The organism is Streptomyces sp. NPDC102270 (genome assembly GCF_044766405.1).
Lineage (GTDB): Bacteria > Actinomycetota > Actinomycetes > Streptomycetales > Streptomycetaceae > Streptomyces.
The window spans coordinates 111,749-125,815 of sequence record NZ_JBIWLX010000009.1; the positions used below are offsets into that span (position 1 = coordinate 111,749).

Genomic DNA, 14,067 nt, shown 5'->3' on the forward strand with positions numbered 1-14,067 from the left:
CCGACCCCCTTCTGAAGCGGATGAACACCGACACCATGAGCTCCGAAACGACCACGAAGACCCCGGAGGCGGCCGCCGTGCCGCCTTCGGGCCCCGCGCCGGTCAGCAAGCGGGTCCCGCGCGGGCACCGGCGGCTGCTGACCCGCCGTGACCGCATCACGCTCGGCTTCATGGCCGGCGTGCCCACGATCCTGCACGTGGCCCTGGTCTGGGTCACCGCGCTGGCCTCGATCGCCCTGGCCTTCACCAGCTGGGACGGCATCGGCTTCGGCTCCATCAAGTGGGTCGGCCTGGACAACTTCAAGCAACTGTTCAGCGACAACCCGCAGTTCTGGCCCGCCGTCGAGCACAACGTCATCTGGTTCGTCGTGCTCATCCTGATCCCGACGCCGTTCGGCCTGTTCCTGGCCGTGCAGCTGGACAAGAACATCCGCTTCTCCCGGGTCTACCAGACGGCGTTCTTCCTGCCCGTCGTGGTCTCCCTCGCGGTGACCGGGTTCGTGTGGCAGCTGGTCTACAACCCCGACACCGGGCTGATCAACAGCCTGATCGGGGCCAACAAGCCCGGCCACTACATCGACTGGATCGGCGACCCGCACCTGAACCTGTGGGCGGTGCTGATCGCCGCGTCCTGGCGGCACACCGGCTACATGATGATCCTGTACCTGGCCGGGCTGAAGGGCGTGGACCTTTCGCTGCGGGAGGCGTCCTCGCTGGACGGCGCGAACGAGTGGCAGACGTTCAAGAACGTCATCTTCCCGACCCTGCGCCCCACCAACACCGTCGTCCTGGTCGTCACCATCATCGAGGCGCTGCGCGCCTTCGACCTGGTGTTCGTCTTCAACAAGGGCGCCCAGGGCACCGAACTGCTGTCGATCCTGATCACCAACAACATCATCGGTGAGTCGAGCCGGATCGGTTACGGCTCGGCGATCGCCGTGGTCCTGCTGGTCATCTCCCTCGCGGTCATCATTCCCTACCTGATCGCCACCTTCCGGAAGGAGCGGCAGGCATGAGCACCGCCCTGGTGACCAAGCAGCGCACCCCCGTCCGTCCCACCCGCGTCCTGCTGCACACCTTCCTGGTCGTGACGGCCCTCGCCTGGCTGGCCCCTCTCCTGTGGGCTGCCTTCTCAGCGCTGAGGCCCTACTCCGAGACCAGCGAGAAGGGTTACGTGTCCTGGCCCGACAAACTGAGCCTCGACAACTTCACCAACGCGTTCGAGCAGTCCGACATGCTCCACTACTTCGGCAACACGCTGCTCATCGCGGTCCCGGCGGTGCTGGTCACCCTGCTGCTGTCGTCGATGGTCGCCTTCTACGTCAGCCGCTTCGACTTCCGCGTCAACCTGTTCCTGCTGCTGGTGTTCACCGCCGGCAACCTGCTGCCCCAGCAGGTCATCATCACCCCGCTGTACCGCATGTACCTGCTCATCGACCTGCCCGGCATCACCATGAGCGGCAAGCTCTACGACTCCGCCCTGGGCCTGGTCCTCATCCACGTGGCGTTCCAGTCCGGGTTCTGCGCCTTCGTGCTCGCCAACTACATGCGCTCGCTCCCGCACGAACTGACCGAGGCCGCCCTCGTGGACGGCGCCTCCGTCTGGCGGCTTTACTGGCAGATCGTGCTGCCGCTGTGCAAGCCCGCGATGGCGGCTCTGGCGACGTTGCTGTCCATCTGGATCTACAACGACTTCTTCTGGGCGCTGGTCCTGATCTCCACCGGCGACAACATGCCGATCACCTCGGCCCTGAACAACCTGTCCGGCCAGTACTTCACCGACCCCAACCTGGTCGCCGCCGGCGCTCTGCTCACCGCGATCCCCACCCTGATCGTCTACTTCGCGCTGCAGCGGCAGTTCGTCAGCGGACTCACGCTGGGCGCCAACAAGGGCTGACCCAGGCCCACTTGCCCCTCCCCCACCTCCCCCTATACCCCTCCCGGAGCACCACCAGTGAGTACCGCACGCCGTCTTCACATTCCTGGAATCGCCTACGGGGGTGACTACAACCCCGAGCAGTGGCCCGAGGAGGTATGGGCCGAGGACATGCGCCTCATGCGCGAGGCCGGGGTGACCATGGTCAGCGTCGGCATCTTCTCCTGGGCCCAGCTCGAACCGGCCGAGGGCGTCTACGACTTCACCCGCATGGACAAGATCCTCGACCTGCTCCAGGAGAACGGCATCGCCGCCGACCTGGCGACACCGACGGCGGCACCGCCGGCCTGGTTCTTCCACACGTACCCGGAAGCGCTGCCGGTCGACAGGGACGGCAGGAGACTGTCGTACGGCAGCCGCCAGACGTTCTGCCCCAGCAGCCCGGCCTACCGCCGAGCGGCACTGTGTGTCGCCGGGGCGCTCGCCGAGCGCTACGCCGACCACCCGGCCGTCGCCATGTGGCACGTGCACAACGAGTACGGCTGCCACAACGACGCCTGCTACTGCGACACCAGCGCCGCCGCCTTCCGCACCTGGCTGCGCGCCCGCTACGGCGACGCCCTGGACGCCCTCAACCACGCCTGGGGCACCACGTTCTGGAGCCAGTGGTACTACACGTGGGACCAGATCCTGCCGCCCCGCACCACCGCGGCTCCCCCGAACCCCACCCACCAACTCGACTGGCGCCGCTTCTGCTCCGACGAACTGCTCTCCCTGTGCACCGCCGAGCGCGACGTACTGCGCCGGGCCGCTCCGGACACCCCCGCGACCACCAACTTCCTGGTCCTGCGCACCATCGACGCTCTCGACTACTGGCGCTGGGCACCGGAGCTGGACATCCTCTCCAACGACCACTACCTGCTGTCCGACGACCCGGAGGCCGAGGTCGACATCGCGCTTCACGGCGACCTGATGCGCTCGCTCGCGGGCGGACCGTGGTTCCTCATGGAGCACTCGACCGGTGCCGTCAACTGGCAGCCCGTCAACCGGGCCAAGGGGCCCGGAGAGATGCGCCGCAACGCCCTCGCTCATGTGGCGCACGGTGCCGACGGCATCGCGTTCTTCCAGTGGCGGGCGGCGAAGGCGGGCGCCGAGCAATGGCACTCGGCGATGCTGCCGCACGCCGGAACCGACAGCCAGATCTGGCGGGACGTCGTCCAACTGGGCGCAGACCTGCGGGCGTTGGCCGAGGTACGGGACTCCACCAGCACGGCGCAGGTGGCGATCGTATGGGACTGGGACGCCCGCTGGGCCCTGGAACTGCCCTCCCAGCCCAGCGGCGAACTGCGCTACCAGGACCTGGTACGGGACTGGTACACCCCCCTGTGGCGGGCAGGCGTCGCCATCGACTTCGTACGCCCCGACGACCCCGAACTCGACCGCTACAAACTCGTCCTGGCACCCTCGCTGTACCTGGTCACGGAGGCGGCCGCGGCGAACCTCGCCGGGTTCACCGAGCGCGGGGGCACGCTGGCCATCGGCTTCCACAGCGGCATGGTCGACGAGAACACCCATGTGTACCTGGGCGGTTACCCCGGCGCGTTCCGCGACGTCCTCGGCGTGGTCACCGACGAGCTCTTCCCCTTGCTGCCGGGCGAGACGACCGGCCTGACCGGCGACGTGACGTCGGGCGCCACGGCCGACCTGTGGTCGGAACGCATCCGGCTCACCGGCGCACAGGCCGTCGCCTCCCACGCCGACGGCCCACTGGCCGGCCACCCCGCCGTCACCCGCCACCGGCACGGCGACGGCACCGCCTGGTATCTGGGCACCCACCCCGACCAGGACACGCTCGCCGCCCTGCTCGACCGCATCCGGCAGGAGGCCGGGGTCACACCGGAACACGACGCACCCGCCGGGATCGAGGTCGTCCGGCGCCGCGGCCCGGAGGCCGACTACCTGTTCCTCATCGACCACACCGGCAAGGGCGCCGAAGCACCTGCCGAAGGCGTCGAACTCCTCACCGGCACACCGGTCAGCGGAACCGTCACCGTCCCGCCGGGAGGCGTCGCCGTGGTCCGCGAGCCCCGCTGACCTGTCTGCGGACGTGACCGTACCGCGCACCGCGACCAGGTGCGCGGTACGGTCACGTCCGCTGTGCTGGAGCCGCTGATCCGTTCAGGTTGGTGCCGGACCCGCCAGGAGCAGGCCGCCGTTCCTACGACCAGTACGGGAACGCTCAGCACCGCACCCGAAGCCACAGTCGGGTCCCTCACCCCGTAGCGGGCCGCTCGGGGGCCGGAGCCCTTGAACTCCTTCTTTTGACGTACCGTTTGGTCCAACGAACTGGGAGATGTCCGAAGTCCACCTTCCCTCCGGACGTACGGAAGCCGTCCGACGTGGTCCCGCGCGCGGCTTCAATCGCCAGTTCGTCACGCCGAGCGGGGAGAGGACCCATGCCACGACCGCCGGGCCACGGACCGGGCTTCGAAATCAGACGACAGAAGATCATCGACGTCGCGGCGGAGCTGTTCGCCCGGCAGGGGTACGCGGCGACCTCCGTCAACGACCTGGGCCGGGCGGTCGGACTGGCCAAGGGAGCCCTGTACTACTACATCGGCTCCAAGGAGAACCTGCTCGTCGAGATCCAGTCACGGGTGATGGGCCCACTCCTGTCCCGGACCCGGCAGATCGCGGAGCTCGACACCGACCCCGTCCTACGGCTGCGCCTGTTGTCGGAGTCCCTGCTGACGATCATCTTCCGCAGGCTCGACCACATCTGGGTCTACGAGCACGACTACCGCAGCCTGAGCGGACCGGAGTTGAAGACCTTGCTCGCTCAGCGTTCGGACTTCGAGGACTTGATCTCGGGGCTGCTCGCCGAGGCCGTCGACCAGGGGATCTTCCGCGAACTGGCGCCGCGGCTGGCCACCCTGCAGTTCCTGAACCTCCACAACCACACGTACCAGTGGGTCAAGCCGGACGGACCGTGGGACGCGCCCTTCCTGTCCCGTGAGTACTGCGCGACGCTGTTCCGCGGCTTCGGCGCGCCCGGTCACACTCTGCCGAAGGTCGAGGAACAGGCCGAGGCGTTCAAGCGCGACCGGCCCGACCTGCCACTCGACCCCGAATCGGCGTGGGCGCCCCTCACCACCGACGGCTGACGGGCATGCGGCGCGTCCCCGCATGGGGGCGGAGGCCGGCGTCGCAGCGTGTGTCCGGACAGGACTGCGGCGCCGCGTAGTCCGCGGCCCGGTGGCGGGCGGGCGGGGCTGCGGATGGTGTAGTCGGCTATACCGGCTGTTGGGGAGCTCGCTCCCTCGAAGCGTGCGGCGCGACTTGCGATCGTCGCCTTACGCAAGTTCAGCGGTTGCCCATCGAGGGCCCGCGCACTCCCGAAAGGAAGCCTCCGTGAAGACGCCGCCCCGCCCGGTCCTGTGGTTCCTGTTCCTCTTCAACCTCGCCGTCGCCGCGGTCGCTCCGTTCGCCGAAATGAAGACTTCCGAGGCGTGACGCATCACCCGAGCGGTGCGGCCGGTCAGCCCCACCGGCGGGTCCACTACCCGCTCGCGACCAGGATCGAAGCCGCGGACGAGAAGATCGGCCTCCCGCTAAGGCGGTGCGATGGCTTTGAGCCAGTCCTCTACGGTGACGACATCTGCCCACTGCGGGAACAGCTTTTCGGTGAGCATCCGGTGCACCTCGGGGTCGGTGTCGAGGCAGGCATCCGCCAGGACGGTGAGGCCGAAGTCCAGGTCGATGGCATGCCACAGCGTGGACAGCACTACGGCGCTGGTGGCGATGCCGGTGAGGACGAGGCTGTCGATATCGCGAGCCCTGAGTACCAGGTCGAGGTCGCTGCCGGAGAAGGCGCTCCCCCGCCTCTTGGTGACCACGACGTCGCCCTGCTGGGGCGCGACGTCGTCATGGATCTCGGTGCCAGGAGCCCCCTCGGTGAACAGCCCGGCCCGCACGGCGTTTGTCATCACCCTGTTGCGGGGGCTGACTTCCGGATCGCCCGGCCGTAACCCCATCACCACGTAGATCACGGAAATTCCAGCCGCCCGGGCACCGTCGATCGCGCGGCGCAAACGCGGCAGATATCCGGAGCCGTCGTCGGCGATGGCCACGACATCCCGTTGGACGTCCATCACGAGAAGTGCGCTGTTCGCCATGCCCGCCGTCCCTTCCTCGTGGAGAACAAGAGCAAGTCTGGTGGATCGCCCGGGCTGCGACAGCCGTTTCGGAGATCCTCATCAGCGTCAGGGCGGAGTTGCAGCACCGGCGTGCGGTTCGGGGATCCTGGCGGGCCACAGTGAACCAGGACAGGACCTGCCGTCCTGAGTCGCGGGCGGACGCCGTTCTTCCCTCGGTGCCTGTCACTTGGAGTGGACCCGCTTGGCGCCGGTATCAGGCGTGGTCGGTGATCTCGCCCTCACCGGGTCATCCCCCACCAGGGTCACAGGACGCGCTCAAAGAGCGCCTGCACGCGTGCTTCCTCCTCAAGGCCGGCGGCATGATCACCCAGCGCTGCCAGGGCACTCGCCGCGAGAGCGCGGGCCGAAGCCTCGTAGAGCGGCATCTCAGCCTCGCCGAAGGCCACCGCCGCCGCATCCGCCGCCGCCCTCGCCGCGCCCGCATCACGCTGAGCCAAGGTCAACTCCGCCTGTCCCAACAATGCGAAGGCACTCACAGCCTCAGGCATACCAGGGGTCACGGCACAGTGGGCGCGCTCCACCCATGCCTTCGCCGCGTCGATGTCACCCCGGGCGAGTTCGGCCTGGGCGAGGGTACGAAACCACAGCGGCCGTTCCGACGCCTCGAAACGGGACAGTTCTGGGCCGCCTCCCCCGTCGAGCAGGGTATGGACGCACCCTGCGGGATCTCCGCACAGCAGCCTGGCCTGGGCGAGCAGTCCGACGAGCGCCACTGCCTGCGTCGACGGATCCCCGAGGTGTGCCGCGGCCGCTTCCTCGCAGATCTTGAGGGCTTCCGGAAAGCGTCCTCTCCACAGGGACACCGCGGCCTCCACCGCCGTCGCCATCGCCCGTGGTTCGCCGGTGCCGAGGAGCAGGGCCGCCTCCAGGGCGTCATCGGCGTGCGAGGCAGCCTCATCGAGGTCACCCAGCCACAGGTGCGCGAACGCCGTCGCGATGAGCAGTTCGGTCAGTAGGTAGTTCTGGCCCGTGCGACGGGCCAGGACCAGCCCGCGGTCGAGATGGCGCAGGGCCGGACGGTAGCGACGCTGAAGTATCTCCGTCCACCCGACCAGCATGAACGCGTCGAGATGGGTCAGCAGGTGCCGGTCCTCGCAGTCGTCGAGGACACGCAGCGCGGCATCGAGACAGCCGGCTGCCTCGATCGCCTCTCCGGTGCAGGTGTGGGCGAGGGCCAGCAGCGCCTGTACGCCCGCCACTTGCACGGCGTCACCGGCGCTCAGGGCGGAGTGCAGCGCGCCACGGCCGGAGGTGACCGCTGCGGCGAAGTGGCCGCCGCGCAGTTCGGCGGCGGCGATCTGGATGTCCAGTGCGGCCGTTTGCGCCGGTGTGAGCGCCGTGTTCCGGTCGAGTTCGCGGCGCAGTACGTCGATTGCCGCGTCGAACCTGCCCAGGAGCCGTTCCATCACGGCCAGCGAGACGACCGCCTGGGTCCGCTGCGGGTGCCGGGGCACGAGTGCGGACTCGGTGAGTTCGCGCAGCACGTCGCGGCTCTGGCGCAGGCGTCCGGCCGTTCCCAGCGCCGCCGCCTCCTTCATCTGCAACAGCGGTCGGCGCGGATCGTCGGCCGGGAGCAGCCGCAGCGTCTCGTGTGTCCAGTGAGCACTGGTCGCGGGGGAACTGGCCCGCAGGTCGTCGGCGGCCTGGACGAGCAGTGCGATGGCCTGTTCGTCCCCGGCGTGCGCGGAGCGCACCACGTGCGGTGCCCGGACGACCGGTGGGGCGCCACGCCGGACGAGGCCGTCCGCGGCACGGGCGTGCGCCGCGAGCCGCCAGCCCGCCCCCATCCCGTCGTACACGGCGCTGCGCACCAGGGGATGGCGGAACTCGAACTGCCGGGCGGCGCCCAGGGGGCGGACCAGATCGCGCCGGGTCAGCTCGTCCAGGGCCGCCAGTACGTCGGCGTGCGCCACCTGGGCGACCACGGTGGTCATCTCCGTGTCGAACGGGTCGTCGAGGACGGCCGCCGCGTGCGCGACGAGAAGTGTTTCCTGCGGCAGGTCGGCCAGTTCGTCGAGGAGCGTGGCCCGCGCGGTGAGCGGCAACCGGTCATCCAGCAGTCCCCCGTCGCCCGCTCGGTGCAGCAGCGTCCGGACGTAGAACGGGTTGCCCGCGGTGGTGTCGAACAGCCGCCGGCACATCATCCGGCTGACCTGCGGACCGCACAGTTCGGCGACGGCCGACAGCGACAGCGGCCCGAGTGCGAGCCTGGTCAGACGGCCTTCGGCGGCCGCCTTGGCCAATGCCGAGGCCAGCTTCGGCGGGGTCTGCCGGGGGCGGTGGGCGAGCACGAGAGTCACCGCTCCGCGCGGCGGATGCCGTACGAGGTACTCGATGAGTTCGACACTGCTCTCGTCGGCCCAGTGCACGTCGTCGAGGACCAAGGCCAGTCCGGAACCGGTGTGCGCGTCTTCCAGCATCGCGCGTACGGCCTTGTGCAGCCGGAAACGCTCGGCGGGCAGCGCGTCCCGCGCGGCCATCATGGCCGACAACGCCTTGCGCGTGTCCCGAAGCGCGTCCAGGGCGTCGATGTCGTCCAGGGCATCGAGGAAAGGACCGTACGGAATCTCTCTGATCTCCGCGCCACGCCCGGCCAGCACCGGCACACCGCCCGCCTCCGCGAGCGCGCGGAACTCGGTGAGCAGTCCGGTCTTGCCGATGCCGGGCTCCCCGACGACTTCCAGCACCCGCGGGGCGCGCGGGTCCCGGTGATCGAGCACGGTGCGCAGCACTGAGAGCTCTTCGTCGCGTCCCACCAGCGTCCGCCGACGCTCCCCAAACGGGCGCTCCGCCGGCGCGGGTGCGGCACGCCGTACGTCCGTGGGGGGCGGGCGCGAGCCGCGCGCCGCCGGTGAGGATGTCCTCGTGGAGCCGTTGCAACGCGGGCCCGGGATCCAGGCCGAGTTCTTCGGCCAGCTGCTGTCGGGTGCGGTGGTAGGCGTCAAGGGCTTGGGAGGAACGGCCGCTGCGGTAGAGGGCGAGGACCAGCTGGCCCGCCAGTCGCTCGTCCAGCGGATGCGCTTCCAGCAGCGCGGAGAGCTCGCTCGCCATCCGCCGGTGCTGCCCCAGACGCAGCCGGACATCGGCCGTGTCGAGCTGCGCGGCCAGGCGCTGCGCGTCGAGCAGATGGCGCTGGGCGTTGAACCACGGGGTGTCCGCGCCCGTGAACGCCTCTCCCCGCCACAGTCCCAGCGCCGACTCCCACAACGCGACGGCCTGCTCGTCCGCGTGCGTGTCGCGGGCGCGGTCCACCAGGCTGCGGAACTGGTGCACGTCCGCGGACCCCACTGCCGCCGACAGTCGGTAGCCGCCCTGCTCCCGCACGATGTCCAGTCCGGGCGCGGCCAGGACCCGTCGCAGCCGGGACACGTACCCGTAGAGCGCCTCGCGGCCGCGCCGCGGTGCGGCTTCGCCCCACACCCGGTCCAGCAGGGTGTCGGCCGGCACAACCAGGCCGGGATCGGCGAGCAGCGCCCCGAGCACCCTGCGCTGTCGGGCGTGCCCCAGGTCCATCGGCACACCGTCCCACCACGCCTCGATGGTGCCCAGCATGCCGAAGCGGACGGCCACGGTGCGCTCCCTCCCGCTGCGTTCTCGTGATCACCTGCTTACCCGCCGCTGATCAGCCGAGCCAGCCCGATTCAAGACTTTCCGAAGGTTCCCCGAAGGGCGAAGCGACACGGTGGTCCACATGACGGCCCGTCCCGCGAGGTGCGGTACGGGGCGCCGAAAGAGCGCCCGGGGCCAAGGCCACGAGAACCCATGCTCACCAAGAGGGAGACTCCTGTGATCACCACCCATGTCCGCCGCTTCACCACGACCGCCGCCCTCGCGTCGGTCCTGGCGCTCGGCGGAGTCGCCGTCACCACCGCGTCCGCGGACGCCGCTCCCCTGGCCGGCCACACGGCGGCCGCCCAGGCGGCCGGCTTCTACTGCGGCTGGGACGACCGGGCGACGCCGCCGACCATCTCCCGCGGGTCCAAGGGCGACACCGTCAGGGAGGCGCAGTGCCTGCTGATCAGCCTGGGCTTCGGCGTGGGCCAGCACGGCATCGACGGTGACTTCGGCGCGGACACCGAAAACGCGGTCAAGGCCTTCCAGAAGAAGTACGGGGTCCCCGGTGGCGCTGACGGCGTCGTCGGCAAAAACACCTGGTACGGGCTGCGCAACTACTGACCGGTCCGCGCCGCGGAGCAGGGCGTGAACGAGTGGCCTGCTCCGCGGCCTCGACCGGGCGTCTGGTGCCGTCTCATTCCAGTCCGGGAAGGTGCGAGGAGTTCGGGAGCACGTCGCGTGCCGGCTCGCTCAGCCCCTGGAACGAGGCGGACGCGGAGGCGTTCAGGGACGCCGCGTGGGCCCCCGTACGACGCTCCCCGCACTTCCCTCCAAGTCCCGCGCCGATGGCCGCCCAACAGGTGCTGACCGACCTCCGTACTGGTCACTCACGGCGTGGTGCTCTCGCTGGTGATCAGGTCGAGGGCCGCCTCCGGACCGCCGGCGGCGAGGGCGGCACGCTGCCGGTCCGCTCCGGTTCCGTGCTGCAGGAGCCGGTGGATCAGGCCCGTCACCTCCCGGGCGTCGCCGGCGGCATCGAGTGCGGGGGCGACATGGAGCAGGAGCTGGCACAGCACATCGCCGGCGCGGCGCCGACTGCCGCTCGGGTCGATCAAGGTGTCGCTCAGGCCATGACGGGCCGCGTGCCACATGCCGGCCTGTAGCAGTTCCGGGGCACAGTCCGGGGCAGGAGAGCCGGCGGTTGCCTCGGCCAGGGCGGTCTCCACAAGGGCCCGGGCGAGCCCGGCGAACATGACCGCGTCGTCCACACGCAGCTGAACGTCCAGACAGCGCACTTCGACCGTGGGGTACCGCTCCGACAGGCGGGCCTGCCAGTACAACTGGCCGGTGTCCGAGATCAGACCACTCTCCACCAGCTGGTGCACACGCCTGTCGTAGTCGGCCTCGTCCTGGAAGTACGGAGGGACCCCGCTGACCGGCCAACGGCTGAAGATCACGGTGCGCCAGCTGGCGAAGCCGGTGTCGTGGCCGTCCCACAGCGGAGAGTTCGCCGACATCGCCGTCAGCGTCGGCAGCCAGGGCCGGATCCGGTTCAGGACCTGCACGCCCACCGCACGGCTGGGTACCGCGACGTGTACATGCATGCCATTGATCAGCTGCTCCGCCACGAGTTGAGGTGCCTGGGCGAGCATGGCCCGGTAGCGAGCCTCGTCGGTGACCGCCACCGGGTGGTCACCGCGCAGCGGCGGTGTCCCACAAGCCGCGATGCGGCAGCCGTGCGCCTCCGCGGCCGTCCCGGCACCATGCCGCAGACGCAGCAGGTGCCCCGCGACCTCCTCGAGACAGTCGCACACCGGGGTGGCCACCTCCACCTGCGCCTGCAGCAGCTCGCCCTGCAGCTCCTGATCGGCCACGAGAGGCTCCAGGCCGGCTGCCATGCGAACCTTGTCAGCCAGCGGTACCGGAAAGCCCATGACGGGGTCAACCAGCAGATACTCTTCTTCAACGCCGATCGTCGTCATCAATCGCCCTCTGCTCCGCTCACTGCCGCGCCGTGCCCGGCGCGCGATGCGCCTCACTGCTCCCACCGCCGGGCTGATCCGAGTGCCGCATCTGCGCCCTTCACAAACCCGACACAGGCCGGCAGGAGATGCGTGCATGCGGTGAACCCGGCACCCTGGCGTGATTCGGCTTTCGCCGCTCGCATACGGCCGCTCGGTGCCGTAAACCGATCGACCCGCACGTGCCGGCGCGGGCGTCGTGCTGCGCCCGGGCTGGTGCCTCACGGGTGAGCACATCGATGTGCGCAGGCCGGGCCACAGGTGGCGAGCAAAGGCCGAACCAGCAGGCCACCACCTATTGCAGGCCCCAGGCAGTCGAAGACACCGGCCTCTACCCGACCGGTGACTCCTCAGGCCAGGCGTCGCGAGGCCCGCTGGAGCAATGCCCTCAGCAGGGCCGTCTCCTCCGCGCCGAGAGCGGACACGATGCTCTCCTGCTCCTCTTCGACCGCCGCCGTCCAGCGGCTCAGCGCCTCGTTGCCCCGCTCGGACGCGAAGACCAGCACGCGCCGCCGGTCCTGGTCGTCCACCCGGCGCAGGACGAGGTTCAGGGAGACCATGCGGTCGACGACCTTGGTCAGGGTGGGCGCGGACAGCAGCGCGAACTCGGCGATCTCGGTCATGGCACGGCCTTCGCCGTCGCCCAGGAACGACAGCACCCGCCACTCCTCGAGCGTGCCGCCCTCGGCCTTCAGCGCCTCACCGAGCCGTAGCACGACGCTGCGCTCGACGAGGGTGAGCGCTCGCGCGAGGTCGAGTTCGGCTACGGCCGCCGGGGTGGTCGTGGTCATCGCCCTGCCAGAGTCGTCGTGATCTACGGGTGGAGTGATTCCACGATACAGTCCTTTCCTTATCGGCGTGAAATATTCTCGTAGCAAGCAATGGCTAGGGTGAGCGCCTATGATCGAGAAGGCGTCTGTCCGGCTCGGCGCCCCGGCGAACCGGGCCCGTGACGCACTGGATGTCGCCCTGGTGATACCGCTCCAGGGCCCGGCCGGCATCTTCGGCCCGTCCTGCGAGTGCTGCGCCCAGCTCGCGGCCGAGGAGGTCAACGCCGACGCGGGCGTGCTGGGCCGCGAGGTGCGCCTGGTGCTCGTCGACGGCGGCGCGCCGCCCGAGCAGGTGGCCACGGAGGTCGACGCACTGATCTCCGGAGGCGTCGTCGACGCGGTGGCCGGCTGGCACATCTCCGCCGTCCGCGAGGTCGTCGCCCCGCGCATCGACGGCCGGGTGCCCTATGTCTACACGGCGCTGTACGAGGGCGGCGAGCGCTCCCCGGGCGTGTTCCTCACCGGCGAGACCCCGAACCGCCAACTGCGGCCCGCGCTGCGGTGGTTCGCGAGCGAACTGGACATCCGCCGCTGGACGATCGTCGGCGACGACTACGTCTGGCCCCGCTCGTCGGCCCGCGCCGCCCACCGCTATCTGCGCGAACTGGGCGGCGAGGTCTGTGACGAGATGTATGTGCCGCTGGGCACCCAGGACTTCGGGCCGGTCCTCGCACGCGTGGCGGCAAGCGGCTGCGAGGCCGTGCTGATGCTGCTGATCGGACAGGACGCCGTCCTGTTCAACCGCGCCTTCACCGCGGCGGGCCTGGACCGCGACCTGATCCGGTTCAGTTCCCTGATCGAGGAGAACGTCCTGCTGGCCACCGGGGCGGAGAACACCCGGGGCCTGATGACCTCGGCCGGATACTTCGAGGACCTGCCGACCGCGGCCGGGCTCGACTTCGCCGCCGCCTACTTCCGCCGGTTCGGCCCCGGCGCACCGGTGCTCAACAGCCTCGGCGAGTCCTGCTACGAGGGCGTGCGCATGCTCACCGAGCTGCTGCGCCGGGCGGGTGACACGGATGTGCGGCGCATCCAGGCGACCGCCGAGGGACTGGAGTACGAGAGTCCCCGCGGCACGGTGCAGATCCGTGACCGCCACCTCGAGCAGCGTGTTTTCCTCGCGGCGGCCGACGGTCTGCAGTGGGACGTGCTGCAGCAACTTCCCTGACCGGCGGGGAGTTCTTTTTTACCTCCCCGTAACACCCGACTCTTGTCCAATTGCTTCGGCAGAAAATACTTTTTTCTCGAAGCTTTTGGAGGTTGATAGCCCATGGCCACGTATCAGTACCGCTGTGCGGGCTGCGGTCCCTTCGACGTGATCCGGCCGATGGGCCGGGCTCTCGCCGAGGAGCCGTGCGGGAACTGCGCAGGCCCGGCCCGCCGGGTCTTCACCGCCCCGATGCTCGCCCGCACCTCCGCCCCCCTGGCCCGTGCCCTGCACGCCCAGGAGGCCAGCGCCCATGAGCCGCGGGTCGTCAACGACGTACCCCCCGCCCGCCGGCGGCCGACCCGGTCGGCCGATCCCCGGCAGGCCGGACTCCCCAAGCCCTGACCCTCCAGGCACACCG

Annotated in this window: 11 protein-coding genes and 1 pseudogene; 7 read left to right on the forward strand and 5 right to left on the reverse strand. The window is 69.9% G+C overall.

Annotation, left to right across the window (positions count from 1 at the left end):
* Positions 1 to 35 precede the first annotated feature (35 nt).
* The 4 genes from ACIRP7_RS20125 (at position 36) to ACIRP7_RS20140 (ending at position 5,040) form a co-directional block, all read left to right on the forward strand.
* The gene (locus ACIRP7_RS20125) at positions 36 to 1,016 is read left to right on the forward strand and encodes a carbohydrate ABC transporter permease (protein ID WP_403661011.1); all 981 of its coding nucleotides are present in this window, start codon (positions 36 to 38) and stop codon (positions 1,014 to 1,016) included.
* On the forward strand, positions 1,013 to 1,897 hold the full coding sequence (locus ACIRP7_RS20130; RefSeq protein ID WP_403661014.1) for a carbohydrate ABC transporter permease: 885 nt from the start codon (positions 1,013 to 1,015) through the stop codon (positions 1,895 to 1,897). Before ACIRP7_RS20125 ends, ACIRP7_RS20130 begins: the two co-directional genes overlap by 4 nt.
* A 57-nt stretch (positions 1,898 to 1,954) precedes the next feature.
* The gene (locus tag ACIRP7_RS20135; protein ID WP_403661017.1) at positions 1,955 to 3,970 is read left to right on the forward strand and encodes a beta-galactosidase; all 2,016 of its coding nucleotides are present in this window, start codon (positions 1,955 to 1,957) and stop codon (positions 3,968 to 3,970) included.
* A 362-nt stretch (positions 3,971 to 4,332) separates the two neighbouring features.
* Complete coding sequence (locus ACIRP7_RS20140) at positions 4,333 to 5,040, forward strand: TetR/AcrR family transcriptional regulator (protein ID WP_403661020.1); 708 nt, start codon at positions 4,333 to 4,335, stop codon at positions 5,038 to 5,040.
* A gap of 447 nt (positions 5,041 to 5,487) precedes the next feature.
* On the opposite strand, the gene ACIRP7_RS20145 is transcribed toward ACIRP7_RS20140, so the two are convergent.
* The 3 genes and pseudogenes from ACIRP7_RS20145 to ACIRP7_RS20155 form a co-directional block, all read right to left on the reverse strand.
* On the reverse strand, positions 5,488 to 6,051 hold the full coding sequence (locus ACIRP7_RS20145; protein ID WP_403661023.1) for a cysteine hydrolase family protein: 564 nt from the start codon (positions 6,049 to 6,051) through the stop codon (positions 5,488 to 5,490).
* A 284-nt stretch (positions 6,052 to 6,335) separates the two neighbouring features.
* Positions 6,336 to 8,849, reverse strand: a complete 2,514-nt coding sequence (locus ACIRP7_RS20150) for an ATP-binding protein (protein ID WP_403661026.1) — start codon at positions 8,847 to 8,849, stop codon at positions 6,336 to 6,338.
* A gap of 157 nt (positions 8,850 to 9,006) precedes the next feature.
* A pseudogene (locus tag ACIRP7_RS20155) lies at positions 9,007 to 9,645 on the reverse strand (BTAD domain-containing putative transcriptional regulator); the annotation flags it as partial.
* Positions 9,646 to 9,879: 234 nt separating this feature from the next.
* Here ACIRP7_RS20155 and ACIRP7_RS20160 point away from each other — a divergent pair.
* Positions 9,880 to 10,269 carry a peptidoglycan-binding protein gene (locus tag ACIRP7_RS20160; RefSeq protein WP_403661029.1) on the forward strand — a complete coding sequence of 130 codons (390 nt, stop codon included), beginning with the start codon at positions 9,880 to 9,882 and terminating at the stop codon, positions 10,267 to 10,269.
* A 266-nt stretch (positions 10,270 to 10,535) separates the two neighbouring features.
* On the opposite strand, the gene ACIRP7_RS20165 is transcribed toward ACIRP7_RS20160, so the two are convergent.
* Positions 10,536 to 11,630, reverse strand: coding sequence for a glutamate--cysteine ligase (locus ACIRP7_RS20165; protein ID WP_403661032.1), 1,095 nt, complete (start codon positions 11,628 to 11,630; stop codon positions 10,536 to 10,538).
* 389 nt (positions 11,631 to 12,019) lie between these two features.
* On the reverse strand, positions 12,020 to 12,460 hold the full coding sequence (locus ACIRP7_RS20170) for a MarR family winged helix-turn-helix transcriptional regulator (RefSeq protein ID WP_403661035.1): 441 nt from the start codon (positions 12,458 to 12,460) through the stop codon (positions 12,020 to 12,022).
* 109 nt (positions 12,461 to 12,569) lie between these two features.
* On the opposite strand from ACIRP7_RS20170, the gene ACIRP7_RS20175 reads away from it, so the two are divergent.
* Positions 12,570 to 13,667, forward strand: coding sequence for a substrate-binding domain-containing protein (locus tag ACIRP7_RS20175; protein WP_403661038.1), 1,098 nt, complete (start codon positions 12,570 to 12,572; stop codon positions 13,665 to 13,667).
* A 102-nt stretch (positions 13,668 to 13,769) separates the two neighbouring features.
* Complete coding sequence (locus tag ACIRP7_RS20180; RefSeq protein ID WP_403661041.1) at positions 13,770 to 14,051, forward strand: zinc ribbon domain-containing protein; 282 nt, start codon at positions 13,770 to 13,772, stop codon at positions 14,049 to 14,051.
* Positions 14,052 to 14,067: the final 16 nt, after the last annotated feature.

Coding starts and splice junctions, on each gene's coding strand:
- ACIRP7_RS20145 (WP_403661023.1), bottom strand. CDS start 6,051: ATGGCGAACAGCGCACTTCTCGTGATGGACGTCCAACGGGATGTCGTG.
- ACIRP7_RS20165 (WP_403661032.1), bottom strand. CDS start 11,630: ATGACGACGATCGGCGTTGAAGAAGAGTATCTGCTGGTTGACCCCGTC.
- ACIRP7_RS20125 (WP_403661011.1), top strand. CDS start 36: ATGAGCTCCGAAACGACCACGAAGACCCCGGAGGCGGCCGCCGTGCCG.
- ACIRP7_RS20130 (WP_403661014.1), top strand. CDS start 1,013: ATGAGCACCGCCCTGGTGACCAAGCAGCGCACCCCCGTCCGTCCCACC.
- ACIRP7_RS20140 (WP_403661020.1), top strand. CDS start 4,333: ATGCCACGACCGCCGGGCCACGGACCGGGCTTCGAAATCAGACGACAG.
- ACIRP7_RS20175 (WP_403661038.1), top strand. CDS start 12,570: ATGATCGAGAAGGCGTCTGTCCGGCTCGGCGCCCCGGCGAACCGGGCC.
- ACIRP7_RS20170 (WP_403661035.1), bottom strand. CDS start 12,460: ATGACCACGACCACCCCGGCGGCCGTAGCCGAACTCGACCTCGCGCGA.
- ACIRP7_RS20180 (WP_403661041.1), top strand. CDS start 13,770: ATGGCCACGTATCAGTACCGCTGTGCGGGCTGCGGTCCCTTCGACGTG.